The following is a 19,657-nucleotide window of genomic DNA, read 5'->3' as shown; positions in this document are numbered from 1 at the left end:
AGAACCTGGAAACCGTCCAATGAGCGATCACGATCACGGCCACGACCCGCACGACCATGACCACCCGCATGAACCCCGCTGGAAGCATGATGGCGTGCGCGTGATCAAGGGCGACCGCCTCGACGACAATACGGCGCAGACGCCCGGCATGTACCGGCAGGCGGCGATCAACCATGCGCGCGTCGGCGCCCAGAAGCTCTGGGCCGGCACTGTGACCATCCAGCCGAATGCCAAGACCGGCGTGCATCATCATGGCGCTCTCGAGAGCGTCATCTTCGTGGTACGCGGCCGCGCCCGCATGCGCTGGGGCGACCGGCTCGAATTTGTCGCCGAGGCCGAGCCCGGTGACTTCATCTTCGTGCCGCCCTATGTGCCGCACCAGGAGATCAATGCCGATCCGGGCAATCCGCTCGAATGCGTGCTCGTCCGGTCCGACAACGAAGCCGTTGTCGTCAACATCGACACCGTCGACCCCGTCGAGAAGCCGGAGGAAGTCTACTGGGTCGACCCGATCCACAAGCATCCCTAGCGCCCGGGCGCACCCCGCAGCTCAGATCAGGCCGTGGTTCGGCGGATAGGTTCCGTTCGCCGTGAAGTTGCCGATATGCAGGTACTTCCAGCGGTTGGCATCGTGCAGCGTGTGGGTGCGCGCGTTGCGCCAGTGTCGGTGCAGGTGACGAAGGGAACGGCGCATCATGGTCTCCAATTGGGTGACGGCCAGCGCAGTGCGGCGCCTGTAGCGCCGCGAGCCCCTCGGTCTGTGTTGAGAAGGTGCTAGGCCGTCGGGCGGCCAGCCTCGCTCGCTTCCTCGACCTCGTTGAGGCGGCCGGTGCGAACGTCGTAGATGAAGCCGAAGATCGGGATATAGCCCGGCACCAGCGGATGCTCGCGGATATGCTTGACGTCGTGGAGGACGCTGAGCTCCTGGCCGCTGATCGTGTGCCACTTGATGAACTGGCCGGCGCTGTGGCCGCCATGGTGGTGCGGGTTCGTCCAGGTCTTGCCGTCGAAGCGCGCGGTTTCGAGATCATCCTCGAGCAGGTCGGCGATGACCCCGTCGGAGAACAGCTCCATGCCGCAATTGGTATGGTGGATCACGAACCACGTGCGCGTGCCGAGCAGCTTGTGCGAGATGACGAGCGAGCGGATCGCGTCGTCGGTCGCCCGGCCGCCGGCATTGCGGATGACATGCGCATCGCCCTCGCTGAGCCCGGCGTATTTCGCCGGATCGAGGCGGGCATCCATGCAGGTCAGGATCGCGAAGCCGCGCGCCGGCGGCAGGGCAAGGCTGCCCTTGTCGCCGAAGCCTTCGACATAGGCGCCGTTCGCGGCGAGGACTTCATCGTAGATCGACATGGGTATTTTCTCCGGCCTGGTTCGAGGCGACCAAGATGACGGAGTGTCTGCGGGCAGGCACGATCAGTTCATTTCAATTTTATGACCGCTGATAAAATATAAAACTGGTCTCTTCGGGAAATGAACGAACAACTTAAACGCAAGAATGTGCGTTGAGCGTATAGATCATCGATCGCTCTGCTTCAATCGCGGAAGTTGAGTTGGTCGGTTCACGAGGCGGTGGACAATCTCCACGTGACGAGCGCCTGCGCGATGAATCGGGCATAGAGGGAGACTTCTGGCAATCCCATCAACTCGCCGAAGGTGCCACGCGCCAGCGGGCCGCCGACGAGGAGGTCGGCGACCGGTCTCCCCGCCTGATCGACCGCATGGCCGCTAGCGTCCGTCAGAATCCCGAGGCCGGACGGGTCGGCCTGGACCAGGCCCTGGCCTGCAAGGCTCGCTGCGACCGGCAGCGATCGGATTATGCCCCCATGCGCTGGTCCGGTCGCGACCAGGACGGCATCGACGTCCAGCTTGACGATCGCGCCGCCGCGGCGGCGGAGCGTGACGGCGATCGTATCGCCACGGATCTCGGCGGCCTGGATCGATGCGGCGAAGAGATCGAGCCGACCATCGGCGATGCGCCGGTCGAGGGCCGTTTCGACTTGCGGCGCGATGCGGAAGCGATGCACGTCCCAATAGGGTCGGAGATGCCGGACGAGGCGTCGGCGCTCCACCGGCGGCAGGGCTCCCCAAATCGCTCGCCCCTGCGTCCGCACCGTATCGAGGACGCCGTGCCAGCTCAGTCCGGCTGCCGTCGCCGCCGCGACTTCCGTCCTGATGGCACGGAGCAGTCCGCGCGCGGTCCTCTCCGGAGCCTGCGCAAAGTCGCCGCGGGGCTCGACTGGCAAGGGCGGATGGCCCTTCGATCGCAGCCCGCGCCGGGCGATGGCGGTGACGGGCCCGCGATGGCCGCGGCGGTCGAGCGAGGCGATGATGTCGGCGCCGGTCAGGCCGGTGCCGACGACGAGCACGCGGTCGTCAGGCCTGATCGCGTCGAGCGCGCCGGGCAGGGTTGTATCGGCAATGAAGCGGGGATGGCCGGCAAGGCTGCGACGGAGCACGGCCGGCGGTTCCGGCGCGGGATGGGTGACCGCGAGCACGACGAGATCGGCGACAACAGCGCGGCCGTCATCGCAGTCGACGACAAAGCCCGCCGCCGTCCGCGTGACCGATGTCGCGCTCGCCCGGACATGCTCGAGACGGCCATCGGCGAGGAGCGGCGCAATCCGCGCGGCGACATAGGCGCCGAACACGGAGCGCTGCGGGAAGCGCCGCCCGTCGGGCATCACGGCATCGGGATCGCCGGCGAGCGCATCGGTCGCGGCCAGCCAGCGCGTGAAATCTTCGCCGTCGTCCGGGTCGATGCTCATCTTCGAGGCGGGCACATTGATCCGGAAGGCCGGATCGTCCGCGCTGTAGGCGACGCCGCCGCCGAGCCGCTCGCGTGGCTCGATGATGACGAGCCGCGCGGCACCATCACCCAGCCGATCGAAATGCCAAGCGATCGCCGCGCCGGTGAAGCCGCCGCCGATGAGGACGATCGTTGGCGGCGGCACGCTGGTCATGATGCGGCAGCGCGCGAAGCCGGCCTGTGATCGCCCGCGATGGTTTCTCCGAACGGTCCCATGTTGACCGAGACATTCGCACGTGGGCCGGCATGCGCAAGGGGCAGTCGCGGGAGCACCAGTTCGCCGAAGCGATAGGCCTCCTCGAGATGCGGATAGCCGGACAGGATGAAGGTGTCGATGCCGAGCCGGCGATATTCGTCGATGCGCGCCGCAACCGTCTCGGCATCGCCGACGAGCGCCGTGCCGGCACCGCCGCGCACAAGGCCGACGCCGGCCCAGAGATTGGGGCTGATCTCGAGCTTGTCGCGCTGGCCGCCATGCAGTTGCGACATCCGGCTCTGCCCGACGGAATCCATCCGCGCAAACACCTGCTGCGCGTTGGCGATGGTCGCGTCGTCGAGCCGGCTGATCAACTCATCGGCCGCTTCCCACGCTTTGGCGGTCGTCTCGCGCACGATGACATGCAGGCGAATGCCATAGCTGAGCGTGCGGCCCTTCTCCTCGGCCTTGGCGCGGACGACGGCGAGCTTCTCGGCGACGGCGGCAGGCGGCTCGCCCCAGGTGAGATACTTGTCGACGGTGCGCGCCGCGATATCGATGCCGATCTCCGACGAGCCGCCGAAATAGAGCGGGGGATGCGGCGCCTGCGCCGGCGCGAACAGGAGCTTGCCGCCCTCGATGTGGAAGTGGTCGCTCTCGATATCGACTGTCTCGCCCGCGAGAACCGCCTTGTAGATGTCGAGGAACTCGCTCGTGACCTGGTAGCGCTCGGTGTGGCTCTGGAAGATGCCGTCACCCTTGTTCTCGATCGGATCGCCGCCCGTCACGACATTGATCAGCAGCCGCCCGTTCGATATCCGGTCGAGCGTCGCGGTCATGCGGGCGGCGAGCGTCGGCGACTGCAGGCCCGGCCGGACGGCGACGAGGAAGCGCAGCCGCTCGGTGAGCGGGGCGAGTGCCGAGGCGACCACCCAGCTGTCTTCGCAGCTGCGCCCGGTCGGCAGCAGCGCGCCATAATAGCCGATCGAGTCTGCGGCCTGCGCCACCTGCTTGAGATAGGGCAGGTCGACGGCGCGGCCGCCCTCGGACGTGCCGAGATAGCGGCTGTCGCCATGGGTCGGCAGAAACCAGAGGACGTTGATCTTGTCGGGGATGGGTGCGGCGGTCATGGTTCGGTGAGGTCCGTGAGGAAGGAATGGCATGGGCCTCGGGCGGCCCGTCGTCGGTTCAGGCGGCGCTGCCCTGCCGCAGGGCGGCCTCGTCGCGCTTGACGGCCTCGATATCGCGATAGCGCGCGGCCGGATGCGGTGCTTCGAGGCGTGGCCCCGCGCCGAACAGCTTCTCACGCAAGGTTCCGGGTTGATAGGCGGTCGGATAGGCGCCGCGGCGTTGAAGTTCGGGCACGAGCAGGTTTACGACGTCCTCGAAGCTTTCGGGCGTCACCGCATAAGCGAGGTTGAAGCCGTCGACATCGGTCTCCTCCACCCATTCCTGCAGGATATCGGCAACTGTCGTCGGCGATCCCACGATGACCGGCCCGAGGCCGCCGATCCCGCCCCAGCGCGCAATCTCGTCGACGGTCCAGCGGCGGCCGGGATCGCCGTCGGTGATGGCGTCGATCGCCGCGCGGCCGGCATTGGTCTCGATCTTCTGCACGAGGTCGGTCGGCAGATACTGGCCGAGATCGATGCCGGTCCAGCCCGACATGAACACCAGCGAACCGTCATAGCTGACATAGCGCTGATATTCCTCGAACTTTGCCTGCGCCGCCGCGTCCGTTTCCGCGACGATCACGGTCTGCAAATTGTAGAAGAACATCTTGCGCGGATCTCGCCCGAGTGCCGCCGCGCGCTCGCGGATATCGTGCACATGCTTCTTGAGGATGGTCTTGGTCGGCGCGGCGATGAACACGCATTCGGCGTTCTGCGCCGCGAAGCGGCGGCCTGGGCCGGACGTCCCGGCCTGGTAGAGCAATGGCGTCCGCTGCGGCGAGGGTTCGCAGAGGTGATAGCCGGAAACGTCGAAGAAGCGGCCCTTGTGGCCAATCTCATGCACCTTGGCGGGATCGGTGAAGATGCGCCGCTCCTTGTCCCGGAGCACCGCGCCGTCCTCCCAGCTTCCTTCCAGGAGCTTGTAGAGGACTTCGAGATATTCGGTCGCGATCTCGTAGCGGTCGTCATGCTGCTTCAGTCCGCCCTGACCGATATTGCGGGCGCCGCTTTCCAGATAGGACGTCACGATGTTCCAGCCGACGCGGCCCTTCGAATGGTGATCGGCGGTCGAGAGACGGCGGGCGAAGGTGTAGGGATGCTCGAACGAGGTCGATACGGTGATGCCGATGCCGAGATGCTCGGTCGCGAGCGCGATCGGGGCGACGAGCTGCAGCGGATCGTTGACCGGGATCTGCGCCGCCTGCGCAATCGCGTGATCGAGATTGCCTTTGTAGACGTCGTAGTAGCCGATTACGTCGGCGATGAAGATGCCATCGAAGATCCCGCGCTCGAGCGTGCGTCCGAGATCCTGCCAGTAGTCGAGATCCTTGTATTTCCACGACCGGTCGCGCGGATGCGCCCACAGGCCGGGCGATTGGTGGCCGACACAGTTCATGTCGAAGGCGTTGAAGCGGATCTGGCGGGTCATGGACTCTCTTCCTCGTGGCGTCAGGCGACGCGGCCGATGCGCCACTGGTCGGGATGGGGCGTGCCGTTCACGGCAAAGTCGCCGATAATGCGATGCTTATAGATGCGCGGATTATGCGAGGAGAGCGTCCGGGCGTTGCGCCAGAAGCGGTCGAGCGCGGCATCCTTGCGCGTCGCCGAGGCGCCGAGGGCGTCGAAGACGAGCGTGGTCGCCTCGAGGATCAGGTCTGTCACGACGGTCTGGGCCTGGGCGGCCTCGATGTCGGCGATGTTGGTCGCAAGGCGCTCGGCCTCCTCGTCGCCCGCAAGGCGCGCATCGAAGGCGCGCTGCAGAGCCTCGGCGGCCTTGAGCACGATGGCGCCGGAGGCATAGGCGGCGGCGCGGACGCGTCCGACGATCTGCAGCACCTGCGGATCCTGGCTCGACCGCGGACCGGCGCCATTGGTGTAGTGGCGGGTCCGGGCCGCGACGCGGGCGGCGAGGTCGGAGGCCGCCGCTCGGCCGACGCCGGCCAGCGTCGCTAGATGCACGAGCTGGAAGAACGCCTGGCCATAGCGGAAGCGGTCGTTGTCGGCGACGATCTGCTCCGCCTCGACCACGACGTCGGTGAAGGTCGCGGTGCCGCTCGCCGTTCCGATCTGGCCAAAGCCGTCCCAGTCGTCGACGACGGCGACACCGGGGCTATTGCTGGCGACGATGACGCCGACCGAGACGTCGTCCTCGGCGCTGGCGCCGACATCGATCCATTCGGCGAACAGAGACCCGGTCGTGTAAAACTTGGCGCCGTTCAATGTCCAGCCATGGCCATTCTTCTCGACCCGGGTCGAGAAGGTCTGCTGCTTTGCATCGCCGATTTCCGACCAGGCGTTGCCGACGATGTCGCCGGCGGCGATCCGCGCCGACCAGGTCCGCCGATGCTCGTCGTCGCGGCTTGAGACGACATCCTCGGTGAAGCCGAAATGGGCGCGAAGCGCCTGGGTGAGGTTTGAATCGGCCGCGGACAATTCGATGAGCAGCGCAAAGAGCTCGGGGAGCGACGCCCCGCTGCCGCCGCTCTCCCTCGGCAGGCGCACCGCGCCGAAGCCGGCCTCCTTTAGCCATCCGATTTCCGTGAATGGCAGCCGCCGATCCACCTCGCGGGCGACGGCCTCCTCGGCGATCCGCGCGAAGACCGGGCGGAACGGTGCGGCCAGCACCTCGTAATCAAGCGAGGGTCCGGCGCCCCAGCCATTCTCGATCTGTGTCATGTCGTTCGTTCCACCTGCTGCCGCCCCTCGCGTTGGGCTTAGCAACAGGGATAGCGGACGGGCGGGGTTCGATACAGGAAGACGATATTGTCGATAGGCTCAGTCGTGAAATTTCGTGCCCTGAGTGGTTTCGCGTCTTCCTGCGGCCCGACATTGGCCGAATTTTCCTCGGGGCTCGCTATCAAGGCATGGTCCGTTCCTGTCGCCAAGGCTCGGCGTGGCCTACCGTCTAGGGATCAAGCCAACCGGACATCGATGGAAATCAGGAAGTGACGCGGCATATTCGCTTCAACGCATTCGAGATGAACTGCGTCGGGCATCAGTCTCCGGGCCTTTGGGCCCATCCTGACGATCAATCCTGGCGATACAAGGATGTCGATCACTGGGTGAAGCTGGCGAAGTTGCTTGAAGGCGGCATATTTGATGGCATCTTCATTGCCGATGTCGTCGGATATTACGATGTCTACAACGGCAATATCGATCACGCCCTGCTACAGGCCGCGCAGATTCCCGTTAACGACCCGCTCCAGCTTGCGGTGCCGATCACCATCGATACCCAGCATATCGGCGTCGGGATCACGGCCTCGACGTCGTTCGAACACCCCTACACCTTTGCCCGCCGCCTCTCGACCGCCGACCACCTGACCAAGGGCCGCGTGGCCTGGAACATTGTTACGTCCTATCTCGAGAGCGGCGCGCGCAATGTCGGCGAGACCGGGCTCAAGCAGCACGACGATCGTTACGACGTCGCGGAAGAGTATCTCGAGGTGCTCTACAAGCTGTTCGAGGGCAGCTGGGAGGACGGCGCCGTGCTGCGCGACAAGGCACGCCGCATCTTCGCCGATCCCTCCAAGGTGCACGCGATCGGCCACAAGGGCCGGCATTTCGACGTTCCGGGCTATCATCTCAGCGAGCCCTCGCCGCAGCGGACGCCGCTGCTGTTCCAGGCGGGCCAGTCCGAGGCCGGCCGGAGCTTCGCCGGCCGCAACGCGGAATGCGTCTTCGTCGGCGCGCTGTCGAAGCCGTTCCTGAAAAGCTATGTCGCCGATATCCGCGCGCGGGCGGCGGCGGCCGGGCGAGATCCGCGCAAGCTCAACGTCTACACGCTCGTCACGGTCATCGTCGACGAGACCGATGCCAAGGCGGCCGCGAAGTTCGCAAAGCTGCAGGAGTACACCTCCTTCGAAGGCTCCCTCGTCTTCATGTCGGGCTGGAGCGGCATCAATTTCGGAGCGTTCGCGCCGACGGATCTCGTCCGCCGCGTCGGTAATCCCGGCCTCACATCGCTGATGGATCGGCTCGAGGATCGCGACAAGCCCTGGACGATCGAGGAACTCGCCCGCTGGGGTGGCATCGGCGGGGCCGGGCCGGTCTTCGTCGGTTCGGCCGAGACAGTGGCCGACATCCTCCAGGACTGGGTCGCCGAGACCGATGTCGACGGCTTCAACCTCTGCTACGCGATCGAGCCCGGTACCTTCGAGGACATCGTCGGCTATCTCGTGCCCGAGCTGCAGCGGCGCGGCGCCTACCCGTCCGCCTACGCGCCCGGCACGCTGCGCGAGAAGCTGTTCGGCGATGGTCCCTATCTGCCCGAGAACCATCCGGGCGCCCGCTACCGCGACATCGAGGCGGTGAAGCGCGCCGAAGCGCTCGCCCGCGAACAACCGCTTGCCGCCGCCGGATAGTCCAGCTGCCTCACGCCTTCAGACATTCACGTTCCCAAGAGGATCTGATCCATGATGACCCTGAACAGGTGGCGCCAACCGGCGCGCACCACGAGTTTGCTCGCCTCCGTTGGCCTCGCAGCGCTCGGCGCCGCGATCCTGCCGGCCTTCGGCGCCGACGAGCCGGTCAAGGGCGGCACGCTGATCTACGCGACCGACCGCGAGCCGACCTGCCTCGATCCGCATGTCGACGGCGACATGCCGCAGGTGTTCATCGCCCAGCAATATACGGATTCCCTCGTCTCGCAGGACAAGGACGGCAACATTGGGCCTTGGCTCGCCAAGAGCTGGACCGTCTCGGACGACGGCAAGACCTATACGTTCAAGCTCCGCGACGACGTGAAATTCACCAATGGCGAGAAGTTCAACGCCGCGGCGCTGAAGGCCAATCTCGACCACATCAAGAACCCGGCGACGCAATCGTCCACCGCCGGCGGCTACATCCAGCAATATGTGAAGACCGAGACGCCGGACGAGTTCACCGCCGTCGTCACGCTGTCGAAGCCCTATGCGGCCTTCCTCGAAGTGCTGGCGCAGGGCTTCCTCGGCATCGAGGCGCCGGGCGCGCTTGCCCGTCCGCGCAACGAGAACTGCGAGACCCCGGTTGGCACCGGCCCGTTCAAGATCATCAAGTGGGACCGCCAGAGCCAGATCGTGCTCGAGCGCAATCCGGACTACAACTCGGCCCCGCCGACGGCTGCGCATCAGGGGCCGGCCTATCTCGATCAGGTTATCTGGAAGTTCATTCCTGAGCCGTCCGTGCGCTTTGCCTCGCTCGCGAGCGGCGATGTCGACGTCATCGAGGCGGTGCCGCCGGAATCGGAGGCAGAGGCCGAGCAGAACCCGGACCTCAAGCTGATCATCGCCGATCGGCCGGGCAACCCGACCAACGGCGCGATCAATACCACCCGCGCGCCGTTCGACGATATCCGCGTCCGCGAGGCCTTCGTGCGTTCGGCCGACATCTCCAGCGCGCTCGATAGCGTCTTCTTCGGTCGCTACAAGCGCGCCCCCGGCCCGCTCAGCGCCGCGACGCCCTTCGCGACGCCCGATTTCAAGAGCCTCTACGACTATGATCCGGAGCGCGCCAACGCGCTGCTCGATGAAGCCGGCTGGACGGAAAAGGACGCCAACGGCATCCGCCAGAAGGACGGCAAGCCGCTGACGATCCATGTCCCGATCGGCGACTTCCAGGGGCCGGCCGAGCGCTCGCTGTGGGAGCAGATCCAGGCGACGGCGATCGGCACCGGCTTCGACGTCCAGCTCGAGCCGCTCGGCTTCAGCGAATGGCTCGACCGCCAGGCGACGTGGAACTACGACGTCATTCCCGAATACTGGAACACCAACACCGCCGATGTCCTGCGCATCGTGCTCAGTTCGGAGTTCTTGGGCGCGGCCGGTTCGGGCGGCTATCACCAGAACGCATCCGGCTTCAAGAATGCCGAATTCGATGCCCTGGTGAACAAGGCGCTAGAGACGCAGGACCCGGAGGCACGGCGCAAGCTCTACTACGACGCCCAGAAGATCGTCGCCTCCAACTTCCTGCAGGTGCTGACCTTCCCGCAGTCGACCCGCCTCGGCGTCTACAAGACCGCGAAGGGCGTGCGGCTCGAGCCGTCGCTCTCGGTGACGACCCTCTACGACGCCTGGGTCCAGAAGTGAGCTCGGTGACGGTCTCGGCGGCAGGCACTGCGGCGGGCCTCCTCTCCCGCCGCCGGATCGGATCGGCAGGCCGCCGTGTCCTCTCTCGCGTGCTGGCGGCAGTGCTGGTCCTCTTCGCCTCCGCGACCGTCACCTTCTTCGCCCTGCATCTGACGCCGGGCGATCCTGTCCGGGCCGTTCTCGGCGGCCCGACCGCCAATCCGAGCCCAGCCACGATCGCCGCCACGATCGCCGAGTTCGGGCTCGACCAGCCCCTGCACGTCCAGTACGGCCTCTATATGAGCCGCCTTGCCAGCGGCAATCTCGGCATGTCGTTCTCGCAGCGCCAGCCGGTCGTCGACGTGATCGCGGCCCAGGTGGGCCCGACTCTGCAGCTGATGGCTTCCTCCATCGTCGTTGCCTGGCTACTGGCGCTCGCCTCCGTGATGGCGACGACGCGCCGCCATCCGCTGCTGCAAGGGCTTGGCTCGGCGCTTGAGACGATCAGCGCCGCGCTGCCGCAATTCTGGCTGGCGCTGGTGTTGCTTGCGATCTTCGCCTTCGGCCTCCGCTGGTTCCCGCCACAGGGCAATCAAGGCGCGCTTAGCCTCGTCCTGCCGACCCTCGCGCTCGCACTGCCGCTTGCCGGCTTCCTGGCGCAGGTGACGCGCGAGTCGCTCGAACTCGCGCTCGACCAGCCGTTCATCCTGTCGGCAAGGACTCGCGGCCTCTCCGACGGGGCGGTGCGCTGGCGCCATGCGCTGCGCCACGCCGTGCTTCCCGGGATCAGCCTGTCGGCCTGGGCGGTCGGCTCGCTGATCGGCAATGCGGTGCTGGTCGAAGTCATCTTCTCGCGGCAGGGGCTCGGCCGCGTGCTCTATCAGGCGGTGACGCGGCAGGACATGCCGCTGACGATCGGCGTCACGCTGTTGGTGACGCTCGTCTACATCCTGGCGAGCGCCGCCGCCGATCTCATCTTCGTCCTCGTTGATCCCCGTCTGAAGGCGCAGCACCTATGACATCGCCCATGACTTTGTCCGACGCCCTGCCCGGCCGCGCCATCGCCTCGCACATCCGTATCGGCCGGCTGCCGCCCGCGAGCGCCGTGATCCCGTGCCTGTTCCTCGTTCTCCTCATCCTCGCAGCGATCGAGCCAAGGCTGTTCACGGCCGCCAATCCGCTTGCGATCGCGCCGCGCGAGGCGTTCCAGCCGCCGGGTCCGGCGCATCTCTTCGGCACCGACCAGTCCGGCCGCGATATCTTCACCCGCGTCATCTATGGCGCCCGCCAATCGCTGCTGCTAGGCGTCGGCGCGGTCGCGGTGTCGATGACCCTTGCCATTGCGCTCGGCCTTATCGGCGGCCTCGGCGGCCGCATCACGCAGCGCGCCGTCGGATGGACGCTCGACGTCCTGTTCTCGTTCCCCACGCTCATCCTGGCGCTGCTCTTCGCCTCGCATCTCGGCAACGGCATCGGGCCGCTGATCATCGCGACCGGCATCGGCAATGTCCCCGGTTATGCGCGGATGGTGCTCGGACAGGTCGTCAGCGCGCGCCATGCCGGCTATGTCGAGGCGGCGCGCGCGCTCGGCCATTCGCCAGCCCGGATCATCCGCCGCCATATCCTGCCGAACGCCATGCGGCCGCTGATCGTCACGGTGACGATGGGCATTGGCCAGGCGATCGTCTGGTCGTCGGCGCTGTCCTTTCTCGGCCTCGGCGCCAAGCCGCCGGCCGCCGAATGGGGCACAATGCTGTCGATGGGCCGCGACTTCGTGCAGCGCGCCTGGTGGGTGACCTTCTTCCCTGGCCTCTTCATCGTGCTGACGACGCTGTCGACCACCATGGTCGGCCGCTATCTGCAGCGCCGCCTCGAAGGCCGGCTGCCATGACCGAAGCGACAGTCAGGCCGGCGCTGGTGGTCGAAGGCCTCGCGGTCACGCTTGGGCGTGGCGTGCACAGGCGGCGCGTGGTCAGCGATGTGTCGTTCACCGTCGCGCCGGGCAAGGCCGTCGCGCTTGTCGGCGAATCCGGCTCCGGCAAGAGTGTCACCGCCCGCTCACTGGTCGGGCTGGCCGGAGACGGCGCCGACGTAACGGCGCGTGCGCTGCGCTATGGCAACATTGACCTCTCGGCCCTTGATGAGCGCGCTTGGCGGCGGCTGCGCGGCAAGGACATCGGCTTCGTGCTGCAGGATGCGCTGGTCTCGCTCGATCCGCTGCGCGTCGTCGGCGACGAGATTGCCGAGGCGCTCGCGGCCCATGGCTGGGGTACGGCAGCCAGCCGCAAGCGGCGCGTACTCGAACTGCTCGACAGCGTCGGCATCCCGGAACCCGAGCTGCGGGCGCGCCAGCGGCCGGATCAGCTCTCCGGGGGCTTGCGCCAGCGCGCGCTCATTGCCACGGCGCTCGCGCTCGATCCGCCGATCCTGATTGCGGATGAGCCGACGACGGCGCTGGATACAACGGTGCAGGCGCAGATCCTTGCGCTGCTCGAGACCATCAAGCAGCGCGGTACCGGGCTTCTCATCATCAGCCACGATCTCGCGGTCGTTTCGCGCATCGCCGACGAGGTCGTCGTGCTCAATCATGGCGAGGCGATGGAGCAGGGGCCGACAGCCGAGGTGCTGAGCCGGCCGCGCCACGCCTATACGCGGCTCCTGATCAACTCCGTTCCCGGCGCGCGGCCGCGGAAGCCCCGCGCGGCGCCGGCTACGACCGAGACGGTCCTCGAAGCGGACGGCCTGGTGAAGTCCTATGTCGGTCCGGACGGTGTCGATCGGGTCGCGGTCGACGATGTCGGCTTCGCGCTGAAGGCGGGCCGGACGATCGGCATTGTCGGCGAGAGCGGCTCTGGCAAATCGACCACCGCGCGGATCGCGCTCGGGCTGCTCGATCCTGACCACGGCGCGGTCCGGTTCGATGGCGCGCCCTGGGCAGGCTCAGGCGAGGCGAGGGTGCGCGAGCGCGACCGACGGCGACAGAGGCCGCATCTCGGCGTCGTCTACCAGGATCCGCTGAGTTCGTTCGATCCGCGCTGGACGGTGGCCGAAATCCTCGGTGACGCGCTCGATGCGGGCGGCGTCCCCGCTGCGGAGCATGCCACACGCATCGGCGAATTGCTGGAGCGCGTCCGTCTGCCGGTCGAAACCGCTGGGCGACGGCCCTTGCAATTGTCCGGCGGCCAGCGCCAGCGCATCGCGATTGCCCGCAGCCTCGCGGCGAGCCCTAAGGTCATCGTCTGCGACGAGCCGGTCTCGGCGCTCGATGTGTCGGTGCAGGCGCAGGTGCTGGAACTGCTCGACGAGTTGCAGCGCGAGACGGGCGTCGCCTATCTCTTCATCTCGCACGATCTCGGCGTCATCCGTCAGGTGAGCGACGAGGTGCTGGTCATGTTTGGCGGCAGGGTTGTCGAGCGTGGTCCGACCGAAGAGGTCCTCGGCAACCCGCAGCATCTGTTCACGCAGAAGCTGGTCGCGGCCATTCCGGCGCATGTCGCAGGTCTGGACGCCGTCGGGGCGAGCCTCCCTGGCTAAGGCCGCCCGGCGCGCGCATGAGCGCCGGCCATGCCGCGATGCCCGAGGATTGCGGACGGCATCGCCGCGTTGAGGTCCGGCGGCTTCTTGATCAGTGCATGTGTGTGATCAAGAACGCCGATGCGCCGCGAAGCATCTTGCCGCGAAAGCTTTTCGTTTCATATAGACTAGTTAGTCTATAGTTTTAGTCGTCTATCTGTTCGGACCCCTGGAAGCGCGCTAGACTCATCGCCTCAACACGTCGAACCGAGGATCGCATCATGGCATTGCGCAGGTCGCCCATCGCCTCCGGCACGTTGAACGAAGCTGCGGTTGCTAAGTCCGGCCTTTCGCGGCGATCGGCTTTGAGGCTCGCCGGTGCCGCCGGCGCGGCGACGGCACTCGGCTTCGCCGGGGGACGGGGCGTGACGCGCGCCATCGCCGGCAACCCGACCAAGCTGCGCCTCGCCTGGACCGAGGTCGCCGCCTGCCATTCGCCGCTCGCCTTCGGCCTCGCCAAGGGCTTCTATGCCAAGCACGATCTCGACGTCGAACTCTTCTATCAGGGCGCCAGTGGCCAGACGCTGATCCAGGCGCTCGCGACCAACAAGGCCGATGCCGGCGCCGGGCTGCTTCTCGACTGGCTGAAGCCGCTGGAGCAGGGCCTCGACGTCAAGCTCTTCGTCGGCTCGCATGGCGGCTGCACGCGTCTCCTCGCCTCGAGGGAGTCGGGAATCACGACGCTCGCCGGCCTCAAGGGCAAGACGATCGTCGCCTATGATCCGGCCAGCCCGCCGAAGCATTCCTTCCAGATCGCGCTGGCCAAGTCGGGCCTCGATCCCGAGCGCGACGTCAACTGGACCGTGGCGCCGTTCGACCTGCTCGGTGAGACGGTCAAGCGCGGCCAGGCCGATGCACTGGTTCATCTCGATCCCTGGGCCTGGGGCCTGCGCAAGCAGTTCGATCTGTTCCAGGTCGCGGATACCCAGACGGGTCTGTTCGAGGGGCATCTCTGCTGCGTGCTCGGCGTCAACGGTCCGTTCCTCGAGGCCAACAAGGATGCCATCCGCCGCCTCGCCGAGGCGAATATCGAGATCCACGAATATACCGGCGCCCATCCGGACGAGGTCGCCCGCTGGTATCTCGACAATCTGAAGCCGAACTTCGCCTATGAGGACCTGCATGAGGATCTCGCCTCCCTGGTCTGGCACGATCATCCGGTCGGGGCGGAGCTGCAGGCGCAGGTTCAGCTTGGCATCGAGGAGCTCCAGCTGATCAGCGTCATCGACCAGACGACCGATCCGAAGGAGCTTGCCGGACGGATCACCGCCAATATCCTCGCCTGAGGACAGAAAGTATGGCGGAGATTGCCGGCTCCGGCCTGGCTGAGGCCGGTTCCGTCGCGGTTGCCGGAAGGCACGGGGTCTGGCGCGACGGCTGGATCGCATCGCTCGCCTGGCTGGCGGCGGCCGCGATCACGATCGGCCTGCCCGACGTCATTCCCTGGGGAAGCCGCGACCTCTTCGGCGGCCTTCTGCTCAGTGGCGCCGCTTTGTTGGCGCTGCTGACGGCGGCGACGTGGCGTCGCGGCGGTCCGGGCGAGCGGCTGCGCCATGCAGGTCCCTGGTTCATCGCGCTCGGCGTCTGGCTCGCGCTCTGGGAGCTCTCGACCGCGAAGCTCGGCTGGCTGCCGAAGCCCTTCTTTTCGCCGCCGCAGGGCCTGCTGCATGTCTATGTCACCGATTGGCAGCGGCTCGGCATCTGCGTGCTCTATACGCTGCGGCTCTGGAGCATCGGCTTTGCCGCCGGCGTCGCGGTCGGCTTCGTCATCGGCGTCGGTCTCGGCTGGTCGAAGCGCTTCGCCTATTGGGGCATGCCGATCCTGAAGCTGATCGGCCCGGTGCCGGCCAGCGCCTGGATACCCTGCACCTTCTTCTTCTTCCCGACGACCTTCCACGCCAGCCTTTTCCTGGTGGCGCTCGCCTCCGGCATTCCCGTCATCATCCTGACGGCCGCCGGCGTCGAGCAGGTGAGCCGGGCCTTCTACGACGTCGCGCGCACGCTCGGCGCCACCGAGCGCTTCCTGGTGCTGAAGGTCGCGATCCCCGCCGCTCTGCCGAATGTCTTTGTCGGCCTGTTCATGGGGCTCTACGCCTCCTTCGCTGTCCTGGTCGTCGCCGAAATGCTCGGCGCGAAATACGGCCTCGGCTGGTATCTGCAGTTCCAGACCGCCTATTCGGCCTATGTGAACGTCTATGCGGCGCTGATCATCATGGCGCTGCTCTGCGCCGGCCTCGTCAAGCTGCTGTTCCTCGTCCGCGACCATGTGCTCGATTGGCAGAAGGGGATCATCTGATGGCCCTGCCGCTCGCCGCCGCACCGACCCGCGCGATGGCGCTCGACTTCAGCGACGTCTCCTTGAGCTTCGCGCTGAAGGATCGGCTGCTGCCGGTGCTGGATGGCATCGATCTCTCGATCGCGCCCGGTTCCTTCGTCGCCCTGCTCGGTCCCTCCGGCTGCGGAAAGTCGACGCTGTTGCGGCTTGCCGCCGGGCTCGAGCGGCCGACGCGCGGCGAGGTGCTCGAAGACGGGCAGCCGATCCAGGGTCCAGACCCGCGTCGGATCCTTGTCTTCCAGGATCCGACGCTCTTTCCCTGGCGCAGCGTCTGGAAGAACGTCGCCTTCGGGCTGGAGGCGCGCGGCCTGCTGCCGGCGGAGAAGGGGCGGGTCGATGCCGCGCTGGCACTGGTCCAGCTCGGCGGCTTTGCCGACGCGCATCCGCATCAGCTCTCGGGCGGCATGGCGCAGCGCGTCGCACTGGCCCGGGCGCTCGTCAACGATCCCGAGCTGCTGCTGCTCGACGAGCCATTCGGCCGGCTCGATTCCTTGACGCGCCTCACCATGCAGACCGAGCTTCTGGCCCTCTGGCGCAAGGTTGGCTTCACCGCGCTGATGGTGACGCATGACGTCGAGGAGGCCCTGCTGCTCGCCGATCGCGTCATCGTGCTCAGCGATCGCCCGGCCCGGATCGAGGCGGAGGTCGCCGTCGACAAGCGGCATCCGCGCCGCCGTGACGATCCCGAACTCATCGCGCAGCGCCGGTTCATTCTCGAAAAGCTCGGCTTCGGCGCGGAGGTCTGAATGCGACCGCATCTCACATCCGATCGAACCGGCACGCTCGCCTTGTCCTTCGGCCTGCTCGCGCTGCTGGTTGCCCTCGCCTGGTGGACGATCATCTACAGCCAGGTCATCGGCGGGGATTACATGAGCGTCCCGGCGGCGCTGCCTTGCCTCGCCAATGTCACCGACACCTGCTCGCTGGCCCAGGCGCTGTGCAAGGGCAGCCATTTCCTCGGCATCCGCCGCTATTCGCCGGAGCTGCTCTGGGCCGCGGCCGGCCTCCTCGCAGTCGGGGCACTCCTCCGCCTCAAGCGGGACTGAACGAAAAGACCCGCGCCGACGCCTGGGGGGCACTCGGTTGCGGGTCGTTCGTTCACCAAAGGGACGACCCGAATTCACCGGGTCGTCCCTTTGTCGTCTTAGGCCTTGTCGAGCGCCTGTGCGATGTCGGCGATGATGTCGTCGGGGTGCTCGATGCCGATCGAGAGGCGGACATAGCCGGGCGTCACGCCAGTGCGCAGCTGGTCGTCGGGCGAGAGCTGCGAGTGCGTCGTCGTCGACGGATGGATTGCCAGCGAGCGTGCATCGCCGATGTTGGCGACATGGTAGAGCAGCTGCAGGTTGTCGATGAAGCGCCTGCCGGCGTCGCGGCCGGCGGCGATCTCGAAGCCGACCAGAGCGCCAAAGCCACCCTTGAGATAGGTATCGGCGCGCCGCCGCGCTTCACCGGTCTGCAGGCCCGGGAAGATCACCCGCTCGACCTTCGGATGCGTCTTCAGGAAATTCGCCACCTTGATGGCGTTGTCGGCATGCTGGCGCAGCCGCAGCGGCAGTGTCTCGAGCCCCTGGATCAGTTGGAAGGCCGCCAGCGGCGTGATCGCCGCGCCGATGTCGCGCAGCAGCACGGCGCGGGCGCGCAGCAGATAGGGGAACGGCCCGAGCGGCTCCGCCTTCTGCAGCCAGTTGGCGCCGTGATAGCTCGGATCCGGCTCGTGGATGGTCGGGAAGCGCTGGGGATAGTCGGCGAAGGGGAAATTGCCGCCGTCGATGATCAGGCCGCCGATCGTCGTGCCATGGCCGCCGATATATTTCGTCGCCGAATAGACGACGACAGCCGCGCCATGCTCGAGCGGGCGGATCCACACCGGCGCCGCAGTGTTGTCGACGATGAGCGGCACGCCGAGCGAACGGCCGATCGCCGCCACTTCGCCGATCAGAAACACTTCGAGCTTTGGGTTCGGCAGCGATTCCGCGTAGTAGGCGCGGGTGCGGTCGTCGGTGGCGCGGCGGAAATTCTCGGGATCGTCGGCATCGACGAAGCGCACCTCGACGCCGAAATTCTTCAGCGTCGCGGCGAAGAGCGCGAAGGTGCCGCCATAGAGGCCGGCAGCCGAGACGATGTTGTCGCCGGGCTGGGTCAGGTTGAGAACGGAATAGGCGGTTGCGGCTTGGCCGGAGGCCAGCGCCAGCGCGGCGACGCCGCCCTCGACCGCGGCGATGCGCTGCTCGAGCGCATCCTGGGTCGGGTTGGCAACGCGGGAATAGACGTAGCCGAGCTCGTCGAGCGAGAACAGCTTGTCGGCCGTCGCGGTGTCGGGGAGTTGGAACGAGGTTGTCTGGTAGATCGGTACCGCAACCGCCCCGGTGGTCGGGTCGGAACGGTACGTTCCGCCATGCAGGGCAAGCGTTTCGATCCGCTTGGTGTCGAAGGACGTCGGATGGGGTGTCATCGCTCGTCTCGTCGCTTCTGTGTGGTGGTCAATAGGCGCCGGCGGTGGCCGGCTGCGGGACGCCTTCGAGAAGGTCTGCATAGTGGCGGCGGGCGACGTCCGGATGTGACCGCAGGCGGCCCTTCAGATAGTTGCGGCCGATCTCGCGGAAGAGCGGATTGTCCGGATCGGCCGCGGGTCCGAGCGCCTCGGCCGCGAAGGCGGGCGTGAGCTGCAGAAGCGGGATGACGGCGTCGAGCTGCGCGCCGAAGAAATAGGCGATCGACAGCCGATCCTTGCCGGCGGGCGGCGTGACGACGCGGTGGACGGTGGCGCGCAGATAGCCGTTCGAGGCCATCTCCAGCACCTCGCCGATATTGATGATGAAGGTGCCGGGGATCGGCGGCGCATCGATCCAGCTGCCATCGTCGGCCTGGACCTGCAGGCCGCCCTGGACATCCTGCAGGAGGATCGTCAGGAAGCCGCCGTCCTTGTGCGCGCCGACGCCCTGGTCGCTGCCGGTGCTGTCGCGGCCGGGATAGCGGATGATCTTAATGTGCTCGATCGGCGCGCTCTCGTAGATCGGCTTGAAGACGTCCTCGTCCTGCGCGAGCGCGAGGGCGAAGGCCTTCAGGAGATCGATGGCGAGCGCGGTCAGATGGCTCTGCCAATCGAGAACGGCCGGCTTCAGCGCGGGGAGAGCGGAGGGCCACTGGTTCGGCCCCTGCAGCCGTGTCCAGTCGGGCTGGCCGGCCTCGCGCGGCAGGAGCGCGCGCTCGCTGGAGAAATCAATCTGCTCGCGCCAGTCCGGCTGGCCGCGGGTGTGCTCGAAGCCGGCGCGGGTATACCCGCGGAAATGCGGCGAGTGGACCATCTCGATCGCCACTTTGTCCGCCTCGGGCAGGGCGAAGAACTGACGGCCGAGGGCCTTCAGGTGGTCAGCCTCGGACGTCGCGATGCCGTGGCCGGAGAGATAGAAGAAGCCGACCTCGCGCGCGGCGTCGCGCAGATCGGCGAGGAAGGCAGCACGCGTCGCTCCCCCCGCGCGAAAGCGGGAGAAATCCAGAATGGGAAGGCTGCGGGCGTCGGGCATG

Annotated in this window: 18 protein-coding genes; 10 read left to right on the top strand and 8 right to left on the bottom strand. The window is 66.9% G+C overall.

Translation table 11 applies throughout. The features are described from left to right. Nucleotides 1–19 precede the first annotated feature (19 nt). Nucleotides 20–529 (top strand): cupin domain-containing protein, encoded by a 510-nt coding sequence (locus BUB39_RS03490; protein ID WP_073051618.1) that lies wholly within the window; start codon nt 20–22, stop codon nt 527–529. Between the two features lie 21 nt (nt 530–550). Here the strand turns inward: BUB39_RS03490 and BUB39_RS25115 are convergent, their stop codons facing one another. From BUB39_RS25115 to BUB39_RS03465, 6 genes are all read right to left on the bottom strand, one after another. Next, the gene (locus BUB39_RS25115; RefSeq protein ID WP_244540208.1) at nt 551–694 is read right to left on the bottom strand and encodes a hypothetical protein; all 144 of its coding nucleotides are present in this window, start codon (nt 692–694) and stop codon (nt 551–553) included. An 80-nt stretch (nt 695–774) separates the two neighbouring features. Further along, nucleotides 775–1,356, bottom strand: coding sequence for a carbonic anhydrase (locus tag BUB39_RS03485; RefSeq protein WP_073051617.1), 582 nt, complete (start codon nt 1,354–1,356; stop codon nt 775–777). 209 nt (nt 1,357–1,565) lie between these two features. Then, the gene (locus tag BUB39_RS03480; RefSeq protein WP_073051616.1) at nt 1,566–2,966 is read right to left on the bottom strand and encodes an FAD/NAD(P)-binding protein; all 1,401 of its coding nucleotides are present in this window, start codon (nt 2,964–2,966) and stop codon (nt 1,566–1,568) included. Continuing rightward, entirely contained in the window at nt 2,963–4,138 is a 1,176-nt protein-coding gene (ssuD, locus tag BUB39_RS03475) for an FMNH2-dependent alkanesulfonate monooxygenase (RefSeq protein ID WP_073051615.1), read from the bottom strand. The genes BUB39_RS03480 and ssuD overlap by 4 nt, the downstream gene beginning before the upstream one ends. A 58-nt stretch (nt 4,139–4,196) precedes the next feature. Further along, nucleotides 4,197–5,609 (bottom strand): LLM class flavin-dependent oxidoreductase, encoded by a 1,413-nt coding sequence (locus BUB39_RS03470; protein WP_073051614.1) that lies wholly within the window; start codon nt 5,607–5,609, stop codon nt 4,197–4,199. A gap of 20 nt (nt 5,610–5,629) precedes the next feature. Then, nucleotides 5,630–6,856, bottom strand: a complete 1,227-nt coding sequence (locus BUB39_RS03465) for an acyl-CoA dehydrogenase family protein (protein ID WP_073051613.1) — start codon at nt 6,854–6,856, stop codon at nt 5,630–5,632. Between the two features lie 269 nt (nt 6,857–7,125). Between BUB39_RS03465 and BUB39_RS03460 the strand changes: the two genes are divergently transcribed. The 9 genes from BUB39_RS03460 (at nt 7,126) to BUB39_RS03420 (ending at nt 17,175) form a co-directional block, all read left to right on the top strand. Further along, nucleotides 7,126–8,541, top strand: coding sequence for an LLM class flavin-dependent oxidoreductase (locus BUB39_RS03460; protein ID WP_073051612.1), 1,416 nt, complete (start codon nt 7,126–7,128; stop codon nt 8,539–8,541). Nucleotides 8,542–8,592: 51 nt separating this feature from the next. After that, nucleotides 8,593–10,242, top strand: a complete 1,650-nt coding sequence (locus BUB39_RS03455; RefSeq protein WP_139251327.1) for an ABC transporter substrate-binding protein — start codon at nt 8,593–8,595, stop codon at nt 10,240–10,242. Continuing rightward, nucleotides 10,239–11,240, top strand: a complete 1,002-nt coding sequence (locus BUB39_RS03450) for an ABC transporter permease (RefSeq protein WP_210187022.1) — start codon at nt 10,239–10,241, stop codon at nt 11,238–11,240. The genes BUB39_RS03455 and BUB39_RS03450 overlap by 4 nt, the downstream gene beginning before the upstream one ends. After that, nucleotides 11,237–12,112: an ABC transporter permease gene (locus BUB39_RS03445; RefSeq protein WP_210187021.1), complete on the top strand. Its 876-nt coding sequence runs from the start codon at nt 11,237–11,239 to the stop codon at nt 12,110–12,112. The genes BUB39_RS03450 and BUB39_RS03445 overlap by 4 nt, the downstream gene beginning before the upstream one ends. Next, the gene (locus tag BUB39_RS03440) at nt 12,109–13,755 is read left to right on the top strand and encodes a dipeptide ABC transporter ATP-binding protein (RefSeq protein WP_073051611.1); all 1,647 of its coding nucleotides are present in this window, start codon (nt 12,109–12,111) and stop codon (nt 13,753–13,755) included. The genes BUB39_RS03445 and BUB39_RS03440 overlap by 4 nt, the downstream gene beginning before the upstream one ends. Nucleotides 13,756–14,015: 260 nt before the next feature. Continuing rightward, nucleotides 14,016–15,080: an ABC transporter substrate-binding protein gene (locus BUB39_RS03435; protein ID WP_073051610.1), complete on the top strand. Its 1,065-nt coding sequence runs from the start codon at nt 14,016–14,018 to the stop codon at nt 15,078–15,080. A gap of 11 nt (nt 15,081–15,091) precedes the next feature. Then, nucleotides 15,092–16,090 (top strand): ABC transporter permease, encoded by a 999-nt coding sequence (locus BUB39_RS03430; RefSeq protein ID WP_073051609.1) that lies wholly within the window; start codon nt 15,092–15,094, stop codon nt 16,088–16,090. Then, nucleotides 16,090–16,875 (top strand): ABC transporter ATP-binding protein, encoded by a 786-nt coding sequence (locus BUB39_RS03425; protein ID WP_210187020.1) that lies wholly within the window; start codon nt 16,090–16,092, stop codon nt 16,873–16,875. The genes BUB39_RS03430 and BUB39_RS03425 overlap by 1 nt, the downstream gene beginning before the upstream one ends. Then, a complete protein-coding gene (locus BUB39_RS03420) occupies nt 16,876–17,175 on the top strand; it encodes a hypothetical protein (protein WP_073051608.1) in 300 nt (99 codons plus the stop codon). 98 nt (nt 17,176–17,273) lie between these two features. On the opposite strand, the gene BUB39_RS03415 is transcribed toward BUB39_RS03420, so the two are convergent. Then, nucleotides 17,274–18,584, bottom strand: coding sequence for an O-acetylhomoserine aminocarboxypropyltransferase/cysteine synthase family protein (locus BUB39_RS03415; protein WP_073051607.1), 1,311 nt, complete (start codon nt 18,582–18,584; stop codon nt 17,274–17,276). A 28-nt stretch (nt 18,585–18,612) separates the two neighbouring features. Next, nucleotides 18,613–19,656, bottom strand: coding sequence for an isopenicillin N synthase family dioxygenase (locus BUB39_RS03410; protein WP_073051606.1), 1,044 nt, complete (start codon nt 19,654–19,656; stop codon nt 18,613–18,615). Between the last annotated feature and the right edge of the window lies 1 nt (nt 19,657).

The organism is Kaistia soli DSM 19436 (genome assembly GCF_900129325.1).
Taxonomy (GTDB): domain Bacteria; phylum Pseudomonadota; class Alphaproteobacteria; order Rhizobiales; family Kaistiaceae; genus Kaistia; species Kaistia soli.
The sequence above is the reverse complement of the archived record's forward strand: the minus strand, read 5'-3'. Positions and strand labels throughout refer to the sequence as shown.

What these genes read in the sequence shown, in the direction of transcription:
- BUB39_RS03490 (WP_073051618.1), top strand. Translation starts at nt 20, where the DNA reads ATGAGCGATCACGATCACGGCCACGACCCGCACGACCATGACCACCCG.
- BUB39_RS25115 (WP_244540208.1), bottom strand. Translation starts at nt 694, where the DNA reads ATGCGCCGTTCCCTTCGTCACCTGCACCGACACTGGCGCAACGCGCGC.
- BUB39_RS03485 (WP_073051617.1), bottom strand. Translation starts at nt 1,356, where the DNA reads ATGTCGATCTACGATGAAGTCCTCGCCGCGAACGGCGCCTATGTCGAA.
- BUB39_RS03480 (WP_073051616.1), bottom strand. Translation starts at nt 2,966, where the DNA reads ATGACCAGCGTGCCGCCGCCAACGATCGTCCTCATCGGCGGCGGCTTC.
- ssuD (WP_073051615.1), bottom strand. Translation starts at nt 4,138, where the DNA reads ATGACCGCCGCACCCATCCCCGACAAGATCAACGTCCTCTGGTTTCTG.
- BUB39_RS03470 (WP_073051614.1), bottom strand. Translation starts at nt 5,609, where the DNA reads ATGACCCGCCAGATCCGCTTCAACGCCTTCGACATGAACTGTGTCGGC.
- BUB39_RS03465 (WP_073051613.1), bottom strand. Translation starts at nt 6,856, where the DNA reads ATGACACAGATCGAGAATGGCTGGGGCGCCGGACCCTCGCTTGATTAC.
- BUB39_RS03455 (WP_139251327.1), top strand. Translation starts at nt 8,593, where the DNA reads ATGATGACCCTGAACAGGTGGCGCCAACCGGCGCGCACCACGAGTTTG.
- BUB39_RS03445 (WP_210187021.1), top strand. Translation starts at nt 11,237, where the DNA reads ATGACATCGCCCATGACTTTGTCCGACGCCCTGCCCGGCCGCGCCATC.
- BUB39_RS03440 (WP_073051611.1), top strand. Translation starts at nt 12,109, where the DNA reads ATGACCGAAGCGACAGTCAGGCCGGCGCTGGTGGTCGAAGGCCTCGCG.
- BUB39_RS03435 (WP_073051610.1), top strand. Translation starts at nt 14,016, where the DNA reads ATGGCATTGCGCAGGTCGCCCATCGCCTCCGGCACGTTGAACGAAGCT.
- BUB39_RS03430 (WP_073051609.1), top strand. Translation starts at nt 15,092, where the DNA reads ATGGCGGAGATTGCCGGCTCCGGCCTGGCTGAGGCCGGTTCCGTCGCG.
- BUB39_RS03425 (WP_210187020.1), top strand. Translation starts at nt 16,090, where the DNA reads ATGGCCCTGCCGCTCGCCGCCGCACCGACCCGCGCGATGGCGCTCGAC.
- BUB39_RS03420 (WP_073051608.1), top strand. Translation starts at nt 16,876, where the DNA reads ATGCGACCGCATCTCACATCCGATCGAACCGGCACGCTCGCCTTGTCC.
- BUB39_RS03415 (WP_073051607.1), bottom strand. Translation starts at nt 18,584, where the DNA reads ATGACACCCCATCCGACGTCCTTCGACACCAAGCGGATCGAAACGCTT.
- BUB39_RS03410 (WP_073051606.1), bottom strand. Translation starts at nt 19,656, where the DNA reads ATGCCCGACGCCCGCAGCCTTCCCATTCTGGATTTCTCCCGCTTTCGC.